This window comes from Myxococcus sp. MxC21-1, assembly GCF_032612255.1.
Classification (GTDB): Bacteria; Myxococcota; Myxococcia; order Myxococcales; family Myxococcaceae; genus Myxococcus; species Myxococcus virescens.
Genome location: NZ_CP123278.1, coordinates 711,278 through 730,693 on the forward strand (window position 1 = coordinate 711,278; position 19,416 = coordinate 730,693).

Genomic DNA, 19,416 nt, shown 5'->3' on the forward strand with positions numbered 1-19,416 from the left:
GGCCAGCACGACTTCCACTCTTCCACAAACAAGGACCTTCCTCGTGAAATCGAACCTTCCCCTTCTTCGGGGGCTGATGATGGTGTTCATGGCCCTCCTGGCGGGCTGCGGCGGTTGCCAGAGCAGCTCATCGTCGTGTTCCCCCAGCCAGTATGGAACCAACGGCTGTGCCTGCAGGACGGACTCCGCCAGTTGCAACGCCGGGCTGGTCTGCCGCAGCGGCACGTGTGAGCCGTGTGGCAACGAAGGCGGCGCTTGCTGCGTCAACGCGGGCACCACGTCCTGCAGTGGCACGTTGACGTGTGTCATGGAGGCCGCGGGCGAGCGCTGCCGCAACTGCGGCGAAGTGGGCGAGGCGTGCTGTGTCTCGTCGGGGAACAGCCAGTTCTGCCGCGCGAACGCCGTGTGTGTCAGCGGGAGCTGCCAGTCCGTGGCGGCGCACACCTGCGACCCGAATGGCACGGTGTACACGGTGGGCATCCAGGACACGAACCTGTGCGCCCGGCGCGTGGTGGAGGTCCGCGCGAGCTCGCCCGCGAACGCGCTCCAGTGCGCCAGTGCCAGCGGGATGCTGGCCGCGGATGAGACCGTCTATGAAATCCCCAACACGCCCATCACCGACTACGAGCTGTGCCTGGAGTCGCAGAGCCAGGGCCGGCGCACCACGAGCGTGCAGGCGTTCGAGGATTACAACGCGCTTCGCTGCGCGCGCTGGACGCGGTGTGGCGCCAGCGACCCGTGCACCAGCGTGACGCACGGCGCCTGCACGCCCTGAGGCGAGCGGGGACGGATGCGGGGCGGAGCGCGCGGAGGGGACGCTCCGCCCCGTGTCATGTCGGGAGGAGCCGCAGCACGGCCTGGGCCGCGCGTTCGGTGCCGTCCACCCCCTCCAGCGTCGCGGCCAGGGCGCGGGCCTTGGTGGCCACCTCTGGCTGGGACACCTGGGTGAGCGCGTGGGTGATGGCGTCGGCGCTCAGCGCGGAGGGCGGCACGGCGCGGCCCACGCCCAGCCGCTCCACGCGCCGCGCGTTCGCGAGCTGGTCGCCGCCGAAGGGCACGACGACCATGGGCCGCCCGGCCGCGAGCGCTTCCTGAACGGTGTTGTTCCCGCCATGCGTCACCACCAGGTCCACCTTCTGAAGCAGGGGCACCTGGGGGACGCGGCGGAACACCAGCGTGCGCGGTCCCGCGCGGGCCTGGAGCCGCTCGAAGCTGGCGCCCGCGCTGACCACCACGTCCACGTCATGCCGCGCCAGCCCGTCCAGGATGGCGTGGAAGATGTGCGGCTGGTCGTTGAACACCGTGCCCAGTGACACGTAGACGTGCGTGCGGCCGGGCCGGATGGCGGTGAGCGCGGGGTCATCCAGGCTCGCGGGCGCGGGCCGGGGCAGGCACGGGCCGGTCATCTCCACCGGGCCGGACAGCGGCTCGAGGCCGGGCTCCAGCGCCGGCGTCGTCGCCATCAGGTTGAGGTCGTCGGAGATGGGCGCCGCGAGCAGTCCGCTCGTCTTCAAGGGGACGCGCAGGCGCTTCGCGGCACGGGCGACACGCGCATCGAACCAGCGCAGCAGCGCGAGCCCCCGTTGCTCGGCCTGGGTCCATGCGGCATCGCGGGGGGCGTCGTCCTCGAGCCCACTCCCAAAAGGCGCCGCGCCCTCCACGGGGAACGGAAGGGCGGAGTGATACAGCGCCACATAGGGGCGCCGCGTCCTCCGGGCCGCGAGCAGGGCCGCGGGCATGAGGTAGTCCGCCAGCACGACGTCCGTCCCAGAGGCTTCGATTTCCTCGGCGATGCGCCGTGCGTGCCCCTCCATGCCGGTGGTGAACAGCCGGAGCGCCCACCCCAGCTCGTCGAGTCCCCGGGCCCGGGTGATGCGCGCGCCGTACCAGAGCGCGGCCGGAGAGGGGCGCAGGGGCACCAGCCTGAGCCCGTCCTGGCGCAGGGCTTCCGGAAGCTGGGCGGCGAAGCGCAGCGGCTCTGGCATCAGGCCGGGAAAGCGCGCCGGCGCCACGACCGTCGCGATGGCCGGTCGTGGCCGAGCTCACGCAAGCGCCCACCAATGGCGCGCAGTGCGTTGGTGTGACCCGCCGTGGGGTGGGCCGCCATGAGAATCCTCGCCATGGCGCCCAGCGTAGCAGCGCGTGTCCGCCCGCCCGCCGGACAGGCACTCCTCCGTGACGCGCCGTGACGTGGGGCCTGGACAGCCCGTGTCGTTCGTGATTGTTGGTGTTCAAATCATCTCCCTCCGGATCTAGAAGGAAACGACATGCGCCGTGGCTTCGCCCTGCTCCTGATGTTGCTGCTGCCCCTGCCGGGGTTCGCGCTGAATGGAGGGCTGGGCGAGCCCCCAGTGGATGTGGATCGCCGCACGCCCATGGCGACAGCGGCGGGCTTCCTGGACGCGGCCCACGCGCGGGACGCGGCGCGCGCGCCCCACTACCTGTCACTGTCCCACCTGCCTCCGGAGCAGCAGGCGGAAGAGGGGCTGCGGCTGGCGCGGCGGCTGGTGTTCGTGATGGACCGGATGCTGTGGCTGGACTACTCGAACATCAGCCAGAAGCCGGAAGGTGACCCGGCCGACCCCGTCTACGACTCGCTGGGGCAGATTCCGCTGCCGCGCGGTGCGGTGGACATCCGCCTGCAGCGTATGGAGCGCCCGGAGGGGGCCGTCTGGGTCTTCAGCGAGGACACGGTGCGCGCCATCGACACGCTTTTCACCGTGTACGGCTCACCCGTGCTGGAGAAGCTGCCGCCGCTGCTCTTCGTGCGGCCGGTGTGGGTGCTGGAGCTGTGGCAGTGGCTGGGCCTGGGTGTGCTGCTGGTGGCGGCGTGGCTGGCGGGCCGGCTGGTGGAGGCGGTGGCGCTGCGGGTGGGCTCGCGGGCGACGGGCATCACGCAGTCGGGGTGGGACGACCAGTTGGTGGCGGCGGGGAAGGGGCCCTTGCGGCACCCGGTGGCGGCGCTGGTGGTGGCCTCCGGCACGCGGATGCTGCTGTTGCCTCCGCCCGCGCAGCAGGTGGTGGACCTGGTGGCGCGCTCGCTCGTCATCGCGTCGCTGGCGTGGTTCCTCATGCGCTTCGTGAAGCTGGCGGCGGGCTTCCTGGAGCACCGCGTGGGCACGGAGAGCCAGGACGTGGCGCGCGTGCGCGGGCTGCGCACGCAACTGGCCGTCATGCGCCGGGTCATCGAGTGCACCGTGGTGCTGGTGGCGGGCTCGCTGCTGCTGCTCCAGTTCGAGGCGGTGCGCAACGTGGGTGTGTCGCTGCTGGCCTCCGCGGGCATCGCCGGCCTGGTGCTGGGCCTCGCCGCGCAGAAGTCCATCTCCACCCTGCTGGCGGGCATCCAGCTCTCCATCACCCAGCCGGTGCGCATTGGCGACACCGTCATCGTGGAGGGCGAGTGGGGCTGGGTGGAGGAAATCACCCTCACGTACATCGTCGTGAAGGTGTGGGATTTGCGCCGGCTGGTGGTGCCGATGAGCCACTTCCTCGACAAGCCCTTCCAGAACTGGAGCAAGGTGTCGCCGGACATCATGGGCACCGCGGAGGTGTTCGTGGACTTCCGCACGGACGTGCCAGCGGTTCGCGCCGAGCTGCGGCGCATCTGCGAGACGGACGGCGTGGGCCTGTGGGACGGCAAGGTGGCGGGCCTTCAGGTGACGGAGTGCACCGAGCGCACCATCAAGCTGCGCGCGTTGGTGAGCGCGCCGGATTCGGGCAAGGCGTGGGACTTGCGCTGCATGGTTCGTGAGAAGCTCATCGCGTTCCTCCAGAAGCAGCCGCATGGCCTGCCGCTGCTGCGCGCCGAGGCGACCCACGCGAACGTCCAGGATGGCGCCGCCGTCACGCTCGGCGTGGTGCCGCTGTCCGGGCCCGCTGGCGCCAACGTCGTGGTAGCGGCCAAGCGCCAGGACTGAGTCTCGTGTTCACGGGGCCCCATGGGGAGGCCCCGCCGGGCAGGCCGTGTTTGCCGTGGGCGCCACGCGGCCCCCACCTTCGGACATCGCTTCGTCGGGAGGTGGACATGACTGGAAGGCTTGGCAGAGCAGGCGGCGTGGCGGTCCTTGCGGCCCTGTGGGGCACCTGCCCCCTGCTGGGGCTCACCGCCCGGGCGGAGGCGCCCCAGCAGGGGCAGACGCGAAACGTCTTGTCAGCGCGGGACCTGCTCCTGGGACAGCTCGCCCTCTTCGACGCGAAGACCATCGCGGCGGGCAACCTGGCGTTGGAGAAGTCGGCCAACCCGCAGGTGCGGCAGTTCGCGTTGCGGCTGGTGGAGGACCACCGCCGGCACCTGCAGGACTTGAAGGCGTGGGGAAGCTCGCCGTCCATGGACATGGTGGTGGCGGACCTCACGCAGCCCCGGACCACCGCGGGGATTGGCGGCTCGGGGAGCAAGGACGGGGGCCTCATCCCGGGACCGAGTCTGCCCATGCAGCGCGCGGACGCCCGCCTGGAGCAGGCCGTGGCGTATGCCCAGCAGCACCTGGACGTGCTCCGCAAGGCGCAGGGCCAGGACTTCGACGAGGCCTTCCTGAAGCGCGTCATCGAGGACCAGGAGGAAGGCCTGCGGCTCGTGAAGCAGGCGCAGGCGACGTACAAGAACGATGGGGCGTTCACCCTCATGCTCGACAGGACGGGCAACCTCGCGGACCGTCATCTGCAGCGGGCTCAAGGGCTGAAAGAGTCATTCGAGTGAACGCGCCATCCATTCGCCCGGCCTGCCGGGTTGACGTGACGCAGAGGGGGCGCCTAACTCCGGCGGCATGAGGACCGCCGCGAGGCTGCTGTGGGTGTACCGGCCGGGGCCCTGTGCTCGTGCGCCGCGCCCGCGCCTCGTGTGTCGCCCGTGGCCCCCGAGGGCGCGACGCCCGTGGGCCCCTTCCTCCCCGAAGCCCGCGCATTATTCGAGGGGTGCACGCCGGTGCCGGACCGGGCCGACTCGCGGCTGTACCGCTGCGACGGCGTGACGGTGTGGCTGACCGAGCGCGAGGACCTGACGCCCGAGCAGGCACTGACGGAGGCCCAGGCGCGAATCACCGAACGGTTGGGGCCCGGTGCCACGGTGGTGGAGGAAGCGCTGCCGGGAGCGGGGCCCGTCGAGGAGGTGCCCTGCCGACTGGAGAACCTGGACACGCGATGCGCGCGCTTCATGGTGCCTTCTTCCGAGGGGCCGCTGCTCGTGTGGGCCGCGGCCGTGACGTGGGAGGACCGGGCGCTCTTCGCCGCGTGCAGCCACCGGGCCTCCGAGCCGCCGTATCCCGCCGTCTGCAACGGCGCGTTCACCCTGCCTTGATGCAGCGAAGGACGACATCTCGTGTACGAGCTCCAGGACGTCTCCAAATGCTACGGGGCCACGCAGGCCTTGCATCCGCTCAGCTTGAGCCTGCCGACAGGACGCACCACGGTGCTGCTGGGGCCGAGCGGCTGTGGCAAGTCCACGCTGCTGCGCCTGCTCAACGGGTTGCTGCCGTGTGACACCGGGCGCGTCCTCTTCGATGGCAAGCCGCTGCCCACGGGAGGCGATGCGCTGCTCGCGGTGCGCCATCGCGTGGGGTACGCGCTCCAGGGTGGCGGCCTCTTTCCGCATCTCACGGGCGAGGAGAACGTCACCCTCATGGCGAGCCACCTGCGCTGGCCCGCGGCGAAGGCGCGCGAGCGGCTGGAGGCCTTGGTGGAGCTGACGCGCTTTCCCACGGACGCGCTGGCGCGCTATCCCTCGCAGCTCTCCGGTGGCCAGCGCCAGCGGGTGGCGCTGATGCGCGCGTTGATGTTGGACCCGGACGTGTTGCTGCTGGACGAGCCCCTGGGCGCGTTGGATCCGCTGGTCCGTCACGAGCTGCAAGGTGACCTGCGCGGCATCTTCGCCCGGCTGCGCAAGACGGTGGTGCTGGTGACGCATGACCTGGCGGAGGCGGGCTTCCTGGGGGACAGCATCCTGCTCATGCGGGAGGGCCGCGTGGTGCAGCAGGGACAGCTCGCGGATTTGGAGGCGCGGCCGACGGATGACTTCGTCACCCGGTTCATCCAGGCGCAGCGGCCTCTGCCTGGCGGTGGGCTGGGAGGCGCGGCGTGAGGGTGGGGCTCCTGGTGTTGCTGCTCGTGGGGGCGTGTGGCGGGGCGTCCTCGTCTGGGGACGGCGTGCCCCGGGTGCGCGTGGGCTCCAAGAAGTTCACCGAGTCCGTCATCTTGGGGGAAGCGGCGGCGCAGCTCGCGCGGAGCACCGGTGCGCGGGTCACGCACCGGCGGGAGCTGGGCGGTACCGCCGTGCTCTGGGAGGCGCTGCGCCGGGGCGAGCTCGACGTGTACCCCGAGTACACGGGCACGTTGCGACAGGAGTTGCTGTCCGGGCGCGACCTGCCGGACGACGCGGCGCTGCGTGCGGCCCTGGCTGAGTCTGGGCTTCGGATGAGCGAGCCGCTGGGCTTCAACAACACGTATGCGCTGGGCATGAAGGAAGCGGAGGCCGAGCGGCTGGGCATCCGCCGCATCTCTGATTTGCGTGCCCATCCTTCGCTGCGCTTCGGTTTCAGCAACGAGTTCATGGACCGCGCGGATGGCTGGCCCGCCTTGCGAGACAGCTACCGGCTGCCGCAGCGGGACGTGCGCGGGCTGGACCATGATTTGGCGTACCGGGGCATGGAGAGCGGGTCGCTCCAGCTCACGGACCTGTACTCCACGGATGCGGAGATTGAGGCGTATGGGTTGCGTGTGCTGGAGGACGACCTGCGCCACTTCCCCGCGTATGACGCGGTGCTGCTGTATCGCGACGACCTGGAGGCGCGGGCGCCCGAGGCCCTGGCCGCGATGCTGCGTCTGGAGGGCCGCGTGTCCGAGGAGGACATGGTGAAGCTCAACGCGCGGCCCGGCTGGAGCGCGTGTCGGAGGGCCGCGTGGCGTCGGGTTTCCTCGCCACGGCGCTGGGGGTCACTTCGGAGGTGCGCGGGGACGGATTGGCCGCGCGCGTGTGGAAGCGGACGCGGGAGCACCTGTTCTTGGTGGGTGTGTCGCTGCTGGCGGCGATGGCGCTCGCGGTGCCCTTGGGCGTGCTGGCCGCGCGGCGGCCTCGGCTGGGGCGCGGGGTGCTGGGGCTGACGGGGGTCATCCAGACGGTGCCGTCGCTGGCGCTGCTGGTGGTGATGATTCCGCTGCTGGGAATCGGCTCACGTCCGGCGATTGCCGCGTTGTTCCTCTACAGCCTGTTGCCCATTGTCCGGAACACAGCGGCGGGGTTGGCCGGAATCCCACCCGAGGTTCGCGAGTCCGCGGAGGCGCTGGGCCTGCCCGCGCTGGCGCGGCTGTGGCGCATCGAATTGCCCATGGCGGCGCCATCCATCCTCGCGGGCATCCAGACGGCCGCGGTCATCAACGTGGGGACCGCCACGCTGGGCGCGCTGGTGGGGGCAGGGGGCTACGGCCAGCCGATTCTCACGGGCATCCGGTTGGATGATGTGCGGCTCATCCTGGAGGGCGCGGCCCCCGCTGCCGCGCTGGCACTGCTCGCCAGTGGCCTGTTCGACGTCGTGGAGCGTGTGGTGGTGCCTCGAGGGCTTCGGTTGGGCACGGCGGCGCGTTCGACGCGTTAGTCTTGCTCGTCGAGCCAGAAGAATCGGTTGCCGCTCGCGAGGGAACGCGAGCCTCTCCTGGACCTCCTTGATGTTGAGGTCGGTCCGTTCTACCGCGAGCTTGCCCAGGTCCAGTTGGACGCTCTCGACGAACCGTAACGAGAGCTGCCGCACGGCAGCCGTCGTGCTCCTGTCGTTGTCATGGCTCCTCTGTCATGTCTTCGAGCTGGCCTTCTGCTATCTCGCGATAGAGGGGCACCACTTCGATGGCGAGCACCTCCCGCATTTCCTGGCGGGCGCTGTCGAAGTCCCCGGCTTTTCGGTGACGCTTGGCACGGTAAAGCGCGTCGACAATGCGGTCGGAGCCTTCCTTGATGCGGCGCGCACATTCCAGCAGAAGGGCCTCGGCCTTTTCGGCCGTGGCAAGGGCTGCTGCCGCGTCGGCTTTGCCGATGCCTACCTCCGGCGCGGTGCGTTCCAGCATTTCCCTCACCTCCGCCGTGAGCGTCAGACGTTCACCGTCCCGCACGCGCCGCGCGAGGGCTCGTACTGGCTCCCACTCGAATTCATCCGCCATGCCCTGTTACCTCTTGCCCCGGCGGGGGCGGCACTTGTTGATGGGCCATTCCTGCTGGCCCTCGCAGTAGCGGAAGCAGGCGTAGCAGGAGCCCTGCCAGTCGTCGTCCTTGCACTCGGCGTAGGTCGCGATGCAGCGGCGCTTCCACTCGGGCAGGTTGGTGTTGTGGGCGTCAGCGACGTCCGGCGCGTCGGCCTCCGCCGCGACCTGGGAGCCCGCCATGAGCACAGCGGCCTCGGTGGCGGAGAGGCCACACGCATCCGGACCGAATCGCTGAATGCAACATGTCGCGCTGTCCAGACAGGCGGCTTGAGCGAACGCGTCTTGAGGGGCCATGTCGCGACGGCTGGAAATGCCAGTGGCGCTGCTGGAGCATCCCAGTGCAAGTGCCGCGAGCGCGTACGCAAGGGAAAGACGGGTGTTCCGATTGGACATGACGGCCGCATGTATCGGGTTCGTCACCCTGCGCGTATCACCCTGGATGAGTACTTCGGGGCGGGGTGCCCTCCGCCCTTGCGTCCGATAACGGCGAACGCCGTCAGACGGGCTCGGCGCTCGAAGCAGGCGAGGCTTCCGCCACCACCCTGGGCGCATCCGCCGCCAGGCCCGCCGCGCACAGCACCACCACCGCCATCCACACGAAGTCCGCCAGCAGCAGGTGCACCAACTGCATCCACACCGGCGCCAGCAGCAGCAGGTTGGTGACGCCCGCGCCCAGCTGCACCGCGTAGAGCACGGTGATGGCGGAGGCCGCGCGCCGCACGTCCTCTGATGGCCGCACCCGCGCCACCCACCGCGACGCCAGCACCAGGAACGCGCCCACGCTCACCGCGAGCAGCGGGTGCAGCACCCGCAGCTTGATGAGGATGTGCGCCGTCTCCGAAATATCCTGGCGCAAGCCCTCCGCCAGCGTGGTGGACGGGAACAGGGTGTCCCCCAGCGCCGCGATGGCGCCACTCACGCCCAGCACCAGCAGCCCCAGGATGCTCAGGCCCATCAGCGCGCCCGGCAGCCCCTGTCCCCGAAGGCTCAGGGGGGCGCGTCCCCGGGAGAACCAGATGACCAGCGTCTGCGCACCCACCAGCAGGAAGGTGTTCACCAGGTGCACGCCCATCCACAGGGCCCGGCCCACGGAGGCGTTGTCCGCCACGTACTTCAACAGCACGATGCCCGCGCCGACGAGCGCCTCCGTCATCATGAAGAACAGGGCCCAGGCCGCCGCGCTCCGCACCGGGTGGCCCTTGGCGTGCCCCCTCCGGGCCCAGACGTAGAGCGCCACCGCCAGAATCATCGCCAGGCCGCTCGTCAGCCGGTGCGTGTATTCGATGAGCGTCTGGACGCTGGGGGCCCGGGGGATGACCTCGCCGTTGCACACCGGCCAGTGGTCTCCACAGCCGGCACCCGAGCCCGTGGCGCGCACGAAGGCACCCCACAGAATCACGACCAGCGTGAAGGCAAGCACCCCCAGGCTGAAGGCCTGGAACCGGCGGGACGAGGCAGCGTGGGTCATCACGCTCCCCTTAACCCACTTCCACCCCCCGCCGCTGTCCCACACGTCTCTTGGGCGCTCACCCCGGCCATCAGCGCGGCTGCTCGGCTGTCGGGCCGGCTGGACATCCAGTGTATCCGGAATGATTCAGATGGATGCTGTCCTGCATCCATTGGATATGCCCGCCCCCTGTCCGGGCGCGCGGATGATTTCCATTTGAGTCAATCCGCCTCCCGGGCACTGGCACGCCGGGTGCTTAACACCCCCCCACAGTGCATCTGGTGCCGCGGTGGGCGCTGGAGACACACATCTTTCGCATGAGGCCGCTTCGGTGGCCTCGGCACCCCGGGTTGGAGTTTCCCCCCTCTTCGACCCGTGGGTGTGTTCTTCCAGAGACGTGGACGCACGCCTCTCTGGAGTCGCTTCCCACAGGGGTGTGGGGAAACAGGGTGGAGCGCATCGCGGGCTGAGGCCACGCTTCTGGCTTCAGCCCGCGATGCGCATCTGCTCCGCGCCCAGCACCGCGGGGAACGGCCCGTAGGCCATGGACCGCTCAATCACGTTGCGCAGCTCGCGCACGTTGCCGGGCCACGGGTGTGACATCAGCGCGGCGATGGCATCCGGCCCCAGCTGCGGCGGCTCCATGCCCTCGGGCGTGAGCTGCCGGACGAAGTGCCGGGCCAGCGCCACCACGTCCTCGCGCCGCTCGCGCAGCGGGGGCACGCGCACCGGCACCACCTGGAGGCGGTAGTAGAGGTCCTCGCGGAAGCGGCCCTCCCGGACCAACTGGCCCAAATCCCGGTGCGTGGCCGCCACCACCCGGACGTCCACCTCCACCGGCCGCATCTCTCCCAGCGGGAAGACTTCGCCGTTCTCCAGGAAGCGCAGCAGCTTGGGCTGCACCTCCAGGGGGAGCTCGCCAATCTCGTCCAGGAAGAGGGTGCCGCCGTGCGCGGCGCGAATGACGCCGGGGTGGTCCGTGGCCGCGCCGGTGTACGCGCCGCGCCGGTAGCCGAAGAGCTGTCCTTCGAAGAGGTCCCGGGGCACCGCGGCGCAGTTGAAGGCCACATAGGGCCGCTGCGAGCGCGTGGACAAGGCGTGCAGCGCCCGCGCCACCACCTCCTTGCCGGAGCCGGACTCGCCGGTGACGATGACGGTGGCGCGACTGGAAGACAGGCTCGCCAGCTCCGAGCGCAGCCGCCGCATGGCGGACGAGGCGGCGATGAAGCCCGGCACGTCCGCGTCCCGCACGTCCGTGTCCTCACTGGCGAGCGCGGGCACGTCGACCTGGGCGAAGCCGCGCAGGGTGGCGACCTCCAGCGCGAAGCCGCCCAGCCGGGACAGCGCCGTCAGCAGCGCGCGGCCGTCCGGAGGCAGGTGACCCGCGACGCCCAGGCGGAGCCGCCGGCCACAGCCGTCCCCGAACTCCACGGCCTCGGTGGCGGGCACGGAGGTGTCGCCGCCCAGCGCCGTGGCCCGGCCCTGCGAGTCCAGCTCCTCCAGCCGGGGCGCGCCGTGGGGGAAGAGCCCCTCCACCACGGCCAGCAGCTCGCGCTGGATGAGGGCGCGCCCATGCCGCGCACCGACAGCCGCTCGAAGGGCACCACCAGGGCCTCCGCGCCCAGGCGGGGCGCGCCCTCGGCTTCGCGGGCGGTGGCGTGGGGCTCGCGGGCGACGTGGTGCACGAAGTGCTGCGGGTGCACCACCATGCCCACGCGGCGCAGCTCCGCCTCGCTGGCGGCCAGCAGCTCGCCGGCGGCAGGGTCGCCCTCCATCCGCGCCAGCAGCGCCAGCAGGTGGCGCGTGTAGACGGACATGCACAGGTCGCCGGTGAGGCTGAAGGTGCCCAGCGCGGCTTCCAGCAGCGACCGGGCCTCGGCGGTGCGCCCGTCCAGGACGTGCAGCAAGGCCTCGAAGCGGTGGAGCAGGGCGGAGTGCCACGCGGAGGGCATGCGCTCCAGGAAGGCGCGCGCACGCCGCAGCAGCACCAGGCCCTCGTCCCGCTGGCATGCGTAGACGCGCGCATACGTCTCGTACAGCAGGCATTCGCGGCGCAGGTAGGGCCAGCCGCCCAGCTCCATGGCGCGCTGTCCGGCCGCGGCGAAGCCCTCCGCCGCGCGATGCGCGTTGCCCTCCGCGAGGTCGCCCAGCGACTCCGCGAACTGGGCATAGGCCCCGGTGAGGGCCCGCTGGATGGTGCCGTCGTAGGCCGCCGGTGCCGCGCCAGCTTGCGGAGACCCGGGGCCCGGCCACTGAGCAGGTACAGCCGCGCGCGCGTCACCGTCAGGTACAGCGGCGTCCAGCGCAGCTCCTCCACCACCGCGTCCGCTTCATCCAGCACGGCCTCGGCTTCCGCGAAGCGCGCCAGCCGCAGCAGGGCTTCGGCCTCCGCGCGCGCGGCGAAGATGAAGGAGAAGCCGCGGACCATGCGCCCGCCATACGCGGCCTCCCGCGCGCGGCGCACCAATTGGAGCGCCTCGGATGGCTCGCAGGCCTCGTCCAGCCGGCGCTGGGCCAGGAAGGCCAGGTTGCGCGCCTCCAGGAAGGCGTAGCCCATCCGCGCCGCGCCCTGCGCCACCTCGCGGAAGCGGCGCGTGGCCAGGGTGGCCTCGCCGCGCAGGGCCGCCTCGTGGGCGCAGGCGTCCTCGGCGAGCAGTCGCAGGGCCGGATCCTTCACCCGCACGAGCGCATCCTCCAGCCGCCCGGACCCGTGGGTGATGCGCTCCGCCTCGCCCAGGTAGAAGCCGCAGGCGACCTCGGCCATGCGCAGCTGGCAGCGCACCTCTGGGTCGTCGTGGTTGGCCAGCAGCGCCTCCGCGCGCGCCACGTACGCGGCGGACTTGTTCGCGTCGAACAGCTTCCCGTCCGGTGACGCGTAGAGGTTGGCCGCCATGGCGAGCACGCGCAGCTCCACCTCTTCGGGAAGAATGCCGGCGTCCGCGAACCCCAGGTGGGGCAGCAGCGTGGTGAAGGCGCCCCGGCTGTCCTCGCGGCCCCAGCGCTGGAGATAGGCCAGTCCCACCGCGGCCATGGCCTGCGCGCCCGGGGTGCGCAGCAGGCCCGAAGCCAACAGTGACAGCAGCTCCTCTTCGGCGGCTCGCCACTCGGCCCGCGTCAGGTGGGTGACGCTGGGGAGGATGCGTGCCAGCTCCTCGGGATGCAGCTCCTGCCGCTGGGACGCGGAGACGACGGGCGTGGGGGCCTCGCCTCGCGCGGCGAGCTGGCGGAGCGCCACGGCCACGCGGCCTCGCGGACGGCGGGCCTGGGGGCTTCGCTCGGCAGCTCCCAGCGGTAGACGGTGAGAGGGGTGACGCCCAGCAGGCGGGCAAACGCCGCGCGGCTCTGCTCACCTCGCAGGGCGCGGATGGTCTCGGGTTCCCACCCGGCGCTCTCCCCCTTCGCCTCCGGTAACTCCACGGCACCTGCCCCTTTTTTTCGCCCCCGCCAGCGCACATTCTCTACGGAGTTTCCCAGGGCGAATGCAAACGGTTGAGCATTTCCGTTTGTTGCACCGTGCATATGCAGCAGGCGACGAATGGCGCGCATTCCCTCCCAGCGGGGACGTGCCGTCGTTATCGTCACCCCGTGCCTCGCGGACGTCCCCAACCTCCGGTTTCCCCACCTTCCCGTCTCCAACATGAACGCCTGCTCAGGTTGGAAGACGCGCTTTCGGAGGGCCGTGCGCGTGAGGATGCGGCGGTGGAGGCCTGGGTGCGCCGCACCGGGCAGATGCCGCCCCGGAAGATTCGCCGGAAGTGGGAGAAGCAGTGGCGGCGGGAGGCGAAGCGCGCCGCCCGCCGCGCCGAACGGGAGGTGCTGTCCAACCGCTCTCGCAACCCCGTGCGGGGCGCCGCCTTCGTCGCGGCGTCGATAACGTGTGTGTTGATGGCCCTGGCGCAGCCCCGCCGGTTGTGGTGGCTGGTCTTCGTGGCCCTGGGCTTCTTCCTGGCTTCTTTGAAGCACCTGGAGCGTCCCCGGCGTGACGAGGGCCGCGAGCGCGACGTGCGAACGCCAACGCCCGCGGGTGCCTCGGAGGTGGAGGTGGACGCCCGGGTGGCGAAGGTGGACGCCCTCTGCGCCCGGCTGATGGAGGCCCTGCGCGAGGGGCCCGCGGTGCTGCGCGAGCTGGTGCATGCGCCGGAGCGCACAGTGGAGGCCCTGCGACAGGGCTGTCATGCACTGGTGCGCCGTGAGCGGGAGCTGCGGGCGCTGGCGCCACCGGATGAGGCCCAGCGACTGGACGCCGAGCGGGACGCACTGGCCGCGCGGGTGGCTTCGGAAGAGGACGCAGTGGTGCGGGAGCGGCTGGCCGGAGCGCTGGCCGCGCTGGAGTCGCAGCGGCGTCAGCGCGCGGAGCTGGCCACCGCGGCGGCGCGGCTCGAGGCGGAGCACATGCGCCTCTACTACACCCTGGAGAGCCTCTACGCGCAGGTGCTGCGGGTGCGCTCGGCGGACACCGCGGGAGAGGACATCGCCGGGCTGGGGCTGCGGCAGAGCGTGGAGCAGCTCGGTGCGGAAGTGGAAGCGGTGACGCAGGCGCTGGAGGAGGTCCACGCCGCGCCCGGCGGTGGTGGCCGGACGCGGACGCGGTAGACGCCTGGCGCTGGGGCGTGGGCCACGCCGGTGTGCTGTCCGGCGCGTCCACGTGGGACGCGGTTCGCGGTGAGCGAGGGGGACGGTCGGCCCCGGCGGTACGTGCGCGGTGTGTCCGTCAGGAGTTCCAGCACGCCACGCCAGTCCCTTCAATCTGGCAGCAACCGGTGAACGGTTGCTTGTCTTCAGCGGTCGCCACGGTGGCGACGCAGGCCATGCGCATTGCCGCGCGGATGGACCCGTGCCGGATGCGAGAATCAGGTGTGAAGACGGACTGCGAGAGGGGCGAGAATATCAGGCCCAGTCCTCGCCCCCGGCACTCAGCGGACCTCCGGGCAGACCCAGACGTTGCGCGTGCCCAGGGTGCGGCAGGTGCAGACGTAGTCGGACCAGATGCCATCCGTACACTGCTGCGTCGTACCCGGGCCGGAGCACGACGTGTAGTGGAGGTTCCAGCAGAACTGGAGCAGCGGCGGCCGGCTGGCGTCGGCGGCCTCCTGGCTCACGAGCTCCTCCGGGTCCACGTCCACCGACAGGTCCTCCGAATCGAAGTCGGACGAGGCGAACGCGGGCAGGGACAGGGACAGGGCGATGAGGAAAGCCTTCTTCATGGGACGGACTCCAAGGGGTGAGAGGGATTGCGGCTGAAGACGAAGCAACTCGAATCCTGGGGAGGCACCGCTATCGCTACCGGTGTGAGGCGGCGAGCGCCTGGGGCTCCTCCTGCGGTGCCTCGGAGGTGGCGGGAAGCAACGGGCCCCCCTCGTATTCCACCCCCTTGGGGTAGGGGAATTCCAGGCCATTGGCGGTGAAGGCCTCGATCAGCAGCCGGTTGAGAAGCCGCTTCACGTCGAAGTGTGTCCCTGGCTGCACCTTGGCTTCGATGCGCATGGTCATCCAGCTCTCGTCCATGCTCTCGATACCCAGGAGCTTGGGGATTTCGGACACCTTCCCCTGCGACAGCATGGGCACCTGCTCGCACACCTGGCGAATCACATCCATCACCTTCTTCAGGTCGCTTTCGTAGGCCACGGCCATGTCCACGATGGCCAGCGTCCAGCCGCGGCTGTAGTTGATGACATTCTTGACCTCGCCATTGCGGAGGATGTGAAGGCGCCCGAAGCGGTCGCGAATGCGGGTGATGCGAGGCGTTATCTCCTCCACCACGCCCTCTGTATCGTTGATGCGGATGTAGTCGCCGTTCAATATCTGGTCTTCGAAGAGCAGGAAGACGCCGTTGACCATGTCCGTGACGATGGCCTGCGAGCCCAGGCCCACGGTGAGGCCGACGATGCCGGCGCCAGCGAGGATGGGAGTGGGGTCCACGCCAATGTCGCTGAGCGCCATCATCCCCACCAGGAAGTAGACCAGGTATTTGGAGGCGCTCTGGATGAGGGCGACGAAGGTGTTGCGCCGCCGGGTCGCGTCATCCGGGTTGGGGCCGTCCACCTTGAATGCCCGCGCGATGAGCAGCCGGACGAACTCCACGACGACGCTGGCGGCGAAGAACAGGGCGATGACGCGGATGAGCACCGGCCCGTATGGCGCAAAGAACTCCAGGCCCTGGAACCGGCGGATGACGAGCGTCGCCACCGAGATGTAGACGATGGCCTCCAGGCTCTTCTGTCCCACCGGGAGCAGCCGGCCGAGGGCCAGGAAGTACTCCTCGTACTTCGTGGCCGTGCTCTTCGCCGCCCAGGTCCCGACCAGCCGCTCTGACGCCAGGTGCAGCAGGGACACCGCCAGCCGCCCGCCGCTGATGGCCAGCAGCACGAAGAGGGTGGTGCCAATGAGCCAGTCGAGCACGGCCGGGAGTTGCAGCGAGGCGAGCGCCAGGCCCACCGCGAAGTAGGCCAGCAGCAGTTTGATGAAGCCGGGCCCCAGCTCCATTGCCTTCTGGGCATGTGCCCTTTGCTCCGGGGGCAACTCCCATTCGTTCAACCTGCGTTCGATCCGCACCAAGAGCTGGCTCGCCGCGCGTTCCAGCACCAGGAAGGCCGCCATCAACAGCACCAGCAGCCCCGCTCCGCGCCCTACGTTCGCCAGCCCTTCCGCCGTCACCCCCCCAAGCAAGGCATTGAAGTAGGGAGCCAGGTCCTTCTTCGCCCACAGGGAAAAGCCCAGCACCGCGATGCCGGCGACCACCACCACGAAGGACAGGAGGGCGGCGCTCAGCCGGGCGCGCTTGCGAAGGGCGTCTGCCGCCTGCTCCAGCACCTTCAGGCCCACCAGCCGGATGCCCTGGTACAGCAGCGCACTGGAGGCCACCAGAAGGGCCCAGAGCGCGAACAGCATCAGTGTCACGCTCAGGCCGACAAGCCATGCGTTATTCAACTCAACCGTATCCGCGAGACGGAAGATCTCCATGCAACTGTTGCATATCATGCAAAACGGTTCGTTCGCGCGGAGCTGCGCTTCCGTCAGGGGCGGCTCCTGCGAGTGGGGCGCGGTGAGGCCACGCCCCGGCCGTTCCGCTGAAGGGGCGTCTACTCGCTGATGGCGCCGCGGGGCGGAGGCTGCTGCTTCGTCTCCTCCGCCGCGGCGATGCGGACGGACTTGATGTTGACGAACTCGTGGATGCCCACGTCCGCCAGCTCGCGCCCGTGGCCGGAGTGCTTCACGCCGCCAAACGGAAGCCTGGCGTCCGACGCCACCAGCGCGTTGACGAACACCATGCCCGCTTCGATGCCGTCGATGAAGCGCCGCTGCTCGGCTTCGTCCTGCGTCCACACGCTGGCGCCCAGGCCGAACGGCGTCGCGTTGGCCAGCTCCAGGGCGTGGTCCACGTCATGCGCGCGCAGCAGCGTGGCCACGGGGCCGAAGAGCTCGTCGTGGAAGGCGGGGGCCTGGGGCGGGGGCTCGGCCAGGACGGTGGCCGGGTAGAAGTTCCCCGGACCCTCCAGGGGCTTGCCGCCCAGGAGCAGCCTCGCGCCGGCCTTCACGCTCGCCTCCACCTGGGCATGGAGCCCGTCGAGGATGCCGCGCGTCGCCAGGGGACCCAGGTCCGTCTTCGCATCCATGGGGTCGCCCACCGTGACGCGCTTCATCCGCTCCACGAAGCGGCGCTCGAACTCGGGGTAGATGGCGTCGGCCACGATGAAGCGCTTGGCGGCGATGCAGGACTGGCCGTTGTTGATGAGGCGCGCGGACACCGCCGTCTCCACCGCCTTCTCCAGGTCCGCGCTGGGCATGACGATGAACGGGTCACTGCCGCCCAGCTCCAGCACCACCTTCTTGATGGCCTTGCCCGCGGCGGCGCCCACGGCCCGGCCCGCGCCCTCGCTGCCGGTGAGCGTCACCGCGCGCACGCGGCGGTCCTCGATGACGCGATGGACGTCGGCGGTCTCGATGAGCAGCGTCTGGAAGGCGCCGCGTGGGAAGCCCGCCTGAAGGAAGAGTTCCTCCAGGGCCAGTGCGCACTGGGGTACGTTGTGGGCGTGCTTGAGCAGGCCCACGTTCCCCGCCATCAGCGCGGGCGCGGCGAAGCGGACCACCTGCCAGAAGGGGAAGTTCCACGGCATGATGGCCAGCACGGGCCCCAGGGGCTGGTAGCGCACGAAGGCGCGGCCGGTGCCCATGTCGACGAGCCTGTCGCGCAGGAGGGATTCGCCCTTGTCCACGTAGTAGCGGCAGGCCGTCGCGCACTTCTTCGCCTCGGCCTTGGCGGCGTCGAAGGGCTTGCCCATCTCCTGCGTCATGATGCGGCCGTAGCGGTCGGCCTCGGCCTCCAGCAGGTCGGCCGCGCGCCGCAGCCAGGTGACGCGGTCGGCGAAGGTCGTCTCGCGGTAGGCGCGGAACGTGTCGGCGGCGGTCTGGAGCTTCGCCTCCAGTTCCTCGGCGGAGAGGGGCGTGAAGGTGCGCAGCGTCTTGCCGGTCGCCGGGTCGATGGTGGAAATGGCCATGGAAGTGCCTCCTTGGGGCCCTGTGATAGCAGCCAGGCGCGGGGAGACCGTGCCGCTCGTGGCCCGAGCGTCCAGCCGTTCACTCCAGGGCTTTCGTGGCCCCGGCCCCTCCTTTATATGGGGGTCAGGACTGGAGACTGCCATGGCTGACATCATCCGCGAGCGCCGCTTCAACTTCCTCATCGCCGGGGTGCTGTCCTTGGTCATTCCCGGCCTGGGACAGCTCTACAAGGGCCAGTTCCTGCGCGCCGTCCTGTGGTTCCTGATGGTGGGGGCCGGCTACTGGTTCTTCTTCATCCCGGGCTTCGTTCTGCACTTCTTCTGCGTCCTCGGCGCGGCCTTCGGCAGCGCGGGCAGCGACCGCATCCGTCTTCCCGGATAGCCAACGTTCCGCGCGGGAGACGTCCCGCCGGACGCCGGAGTGCATACAGTCACCGCCATGTGGCGGAGGCTCTGGCAGTGGATGTCGGGATGGGACGTGGCGGTGACGCGGCCATTGGGGCTGCTGGTGCTGGTGCTGGTCTGCTGTCTGAGCTTCATCGCCCTGTCGGACGAGGTGGCCGAGGGCGAGACGCAGCAGCTCGATGAACGCATGCTGTTGGCGCTGCGCAACCCCGAGGACCCGGCGCGGCCTCGCGGGCCCTGGTGGTTGCGGCGCACGGCGGAGGACGTGACGGCGCTGGGCGGCGTTCCCGTGCTGACGCTCGCCACCCTGGCGGTGTGTGGCTTCCTCCTGCTGGTGAGGCGCTACCGGACGCTGCTGCTCGTGCTGGGCGCGACGCTGGGAGGCGCGGGCCTCAATGTCTTGCTGAAGCAGTTCTTCGCCCGGCCTCGGCCGTCCGTGGTGCCGCACCTCACCGAGGTGGTCAGCCAGAGCTTCCCCAGCGGGCACGCCATGCTGTCGGCCACCGTGTACCTCACGCTGGGCGCATTGCTGGCTCAGCTCGCCGAGCGCAAGCGACTCAAGCTCTACGTCCTCACCGTGGCGCTGCTGCTGTCGTTCCTCGTGGGGCTGACGCGCGTCTACCTGGGCGTGCACTACCCCACGGACGTGCTGGGCGGCTGGGTGGCCGGATTGGCGTGGGCGCTGCTCATGGCGTTCTGCGCGCGGACGCTCCGCCGGCGGAGTCCCGCGCTGCGCGCGGAGGCCCGGCGCCCGGTGGCGTGAAGCGCGGCGGGCCGCGTCATGCCGTCCACCCCCTGGCGCCGTTCACTGCGCGAAGCTCCACGGTGCCGTGGTGCCTGGGCGTCCTGTGGGACCCTGGTCCCAGGCTGGGCGCCGTGAGAGACAGG

At 70.5% G+C, this 19,416-nt stretch carries 20 protein-coding genes and 1 pseudogene; 12 read left to right on the forward strand and 9 right to left on the reverse strand.

Annotation, left to right across the window (positions count from 1 at the left end; all coding sequences use genetic code 11):
- Positions 1-43 precede the first annotated feature (43 nt).
- Positions 44-775: a hypothetical protein gene (locus tag QEG98_RS03410; protein WP_228558090.1), complete on the forward strand. Its 732-nt coding sequence runs from the start codon at positions 44-46 to the stop codon at positions 773-775.
- Between the two features lie 55 nt (positions 776-830).
- Here the strand turns inward: QEG98_RS03410 and QEG98_RS03415 are convergent, their stop codons facing one another.
- A complete protein-coding gene (locus QEG98_RS03415) occupies positions 831-2,012 on the reverse strand; it encodes a glycosyltransferase (RefSeq protein WP_316565738.1) in 1,182 nt (393 codons plus the stop codon).
- 255 nt (positions 2,013-2,267) lie between these two features.
- On the opposite strand from QEG98_RS03415, the gene QEG98_RS03420 reads away from it, so the two are divergent.
- From QEG98_RS03420 to QEG98_RS41605, 6 genes and pseudogenes are all read left to right on the forward strand, one after another.
- Positions 2,268-3,917 (forward strand): mechanosensitive ion channel family protein, encoded by a 1,650-nt coding sequence (locus QEG98_RS03420; RefSeq protein WP_090486238.1) that lies wholly within the window; start codon positions 2,268-2,270, stop codon positions 3,915-3,917.
- 137 nt (positions 3,918-4,054) lie between these two features.
- Positions 4,055-4,696, forward strand: a complete 642-nt coding sequence (locus QEG98_RS03425; protein WP_316565739.1) for a DUF4142 domain-containing protein — start codon at positions 4,055-4,057, stop codon at positions 4,694-4,696.
- A gap of 150 nt (positions 4,697-4,846) precedes the next feature.
- On the forward strand, positions 4,847-5,293 hold the full coding sequence (locus QEG98_RS03430; protein WP_316565740.1) for a hypothetical protein: 447 nt from the start codon (positions 4,847-4,849) through the stop codon (positions 5,291-5,293).
- Between the two features lie 21 nt (positions 5,294-5,314).
- Positions 5,315-6,073 (forward strand): ATP-binding cassette domain-containing protein, encoded by a 759-nt coding sequence (locus QEG98_RS03435; RefSeq protein ID WP_316565741.1) that lies wholly within the window; start codon positions 5,315-5,317, stop codon positions 6,071-6,073.
- Positions 6,070-7,583: pseudogene (locus QEG98_RS03440) on the forward strand (glycine betaine ABC transporter substrate-binding protein). The gene QEG98_RS03435 and the pseudogene QEG98_RS03440 overlap by 4 nt, the downstream one beginning before the upstream one ends.
- Positions 7,584-7,610: 27 nt before the next feature.
- Complete coding sequence (locus tag QEG98_RS41605) at positions 7,611-7,721, forward strand: DUF2379 family protein (protein WP_410477940.1); 111 nt, start codon at positions 7,611-7,613, stop codon at positions 7,719-7,721.
- A 40-nt stretch (positions 7,722-7,761) separates the two neighbouring features.
- Here the strand turns inward: QEG98_RS41605 and QEG98_RS03445 are convergent, their stop codons facing one another.
- The 5 genes from QEG98_RS03445 to QEG98_RS03465 all read right to left on the reverse strand — a co-directional run bounded on the left by QEG98_RS03445 (position 7,762) and on the right by QEG98_RS03465 (position 11,709).
- Entirely contained in the window at positions 7,762-8,139 is a 378-nt protein-coding gene (locus tag QEG98_RS03445; RefSeq protein ID WP_316565742.1) for a DUSAM domain-containing protein, read from the reverse strand.
- Between the two features lie 6 nt (positions 8,140-8,145).
- Complete coding sequence (locus QEG98_RS03450) at positions 8,146-8,475, reverse strand: hypothetical protein (RefSeq protein WP_316565743.1); 330 nt, start codon at positions 8,473-8,475, stop codon at positions 8,146-8,148.
- A 202-nt stretch (positions 8,476-8,677) separates the two neighbouring features.
- A complete protein-coding gene (locus tag QEG98_RS03455; protein WP_316567815.1) occupies positions 8,678-9,649 on the reverse strand; it encodes a COX15/CtaA family protein in 972 nt (323 codons plus the stop codon).
- Between the two features lie 465 nt (positions 9,650-10,114).
- Positions 10,115-10,834, reverse strand: a complete 720-nt coding sequence (locus tag QEG98_RS03460; RefSeq protein ID WP_316567816.1) for a sigma-54 dependent transcriptional regulator — start codon at positions 10,832-10,834, stop codon at positions 10,115-10,117.
- Positions 10,835-10,977: 143 nt separating this feature from the next.
- Positions 10,978-11,709 (reverse strand): hypothetical protein, encoded by a 732-nt coding sequence (locus QEG98_RS03465; protein ID WP_316565744.1) that lies wholly within the window; start codon positions 11,707-11,709, stop codon positions 10,978-10,980.
- 134 nt (positions 11,710-11,843) lie between these two features.
- Here QEG98_RS03465 and QEG98_RS03470 point away from each other — a divergent pair, with 134 nt between their 5' ends.
- From QEG98_RS03470 to QEG98_RS03480, 3 genes are all read left to right on the forward strand, one after another.
- Positions 11,844-12,500 (forward strand): hypothetical protein, encoded by a 657-nt coding sequence (locus tag QEG98_RS03470; RefSeq protein ID WP_316565745.1) that lies wholly within the window; start codon positions 11,844-11,846, stop codon positions 12,498-12,500.
- 285 nt (positions 12,501-12,785) lie between these two features.
- Complete coding sequence (locus QEG98_RS03475; RefSeq protein ID WP_316565746.1) at positions 12,786-12,923, forward strand: hypothetical protein; 138 nt, start codon at positions 12,786-12,788, stop codon at positions 12,921-12,923.
- Between the two features lie 359 nt (positions 12,924-13,282).
- Positions 13,283-14,221, forward strand: coding sequence for a hypothetical protein (locus tag QEG98_RS03480; RefSeq protein ID WP_410477941.1), 939 nt, complete (start codon positions 13,283-13,285; stop codon positions 14,219-14,221).
- Between the two features lie 320 nt (positions 14,222-14,541).
- Here QEG98_RS03480 and QEG98_RS03485 read toward each other — a convergent pair whose 3' ends face one another.
- The 3 genes from QEG98_RS03485 to QEG98_RS03495 form a co-directional block, all read right to left on the reverse strand.
- Positions 14,542-14,832 carry a hypothetical protein gene (locus QEG98_RS03485; protein ID WP_225909723.1) on the reverse strand — a complete coding sequence of 97 codons (291 nt, stop codon included), beginning with the start codon at positions 14,830-14,832 and terminating at the stop codon, positions 14,542-14,544.
- Between the two features lie 76 nt (positions 14,833-14,908).
- Positions 14,909-16,516: a mechanosensitive ion channel family protein gene (locus QEG98_RS03490; protein ID WP_316567817.1), complete on the reverse strand. Its 1,608-nt coding sequence runs from the start codon at positions 16,514-16,516 to the stop codon at positions 14,909-14,911.
- 191 nt (positions 16,517-16,707) lie between these two features.
- On the reverse strand, positions 16,708-18,123 hold the full coding sequence (locus QEG98_RS03495; protein ID WP_316565748.1) for an NAD-dependent succinate-semialdehyde dehydrogenase: 1,416 nt from the start codon (positions 18,121-18,123) through the stop codon (positions 16,708-16,710).
- A gap of 142 nt (positions 18,124-18,265) precedes the next feature.
- Here QEG98_RS03495 and QEG98_RS03500 point away from each other — a divergent pair, with 142 nt between their 5' ends.
- Together QEG98_RS03500 and QEG98_RS03505 are read left to right on the forward strand one after the other, a co-directional pair.
- The gene (locus QEG98_RS03500) at positions 18,266-18,505 is read left to right on the forward strand and encodes a hypothetical protein (protein ID WP_020478281.1); all 240 of its coding nucleotides are present in this window, start codon (positions 18,266-18,268) and stop codon (positions 18,503-18,505) included.
- A gap of 57 nt (positions 18,506-18,562) precedes the next feature.
- Positions 18,563-19,291 carry a phosphatase PAP2 family protein gene (locus QEG98_RS03505; RefSeq protein ID WP_316565749.1) on the forward strand — a complete coding sequence of 243 codons (729 nt, stop codon included), beginning with the start codon at positions 18,563-18,565 and terminating at the stop codon, positions 19,289-19,291.
- Positions 19,292-19,416 lie beyond the last annotated feature (125 nt).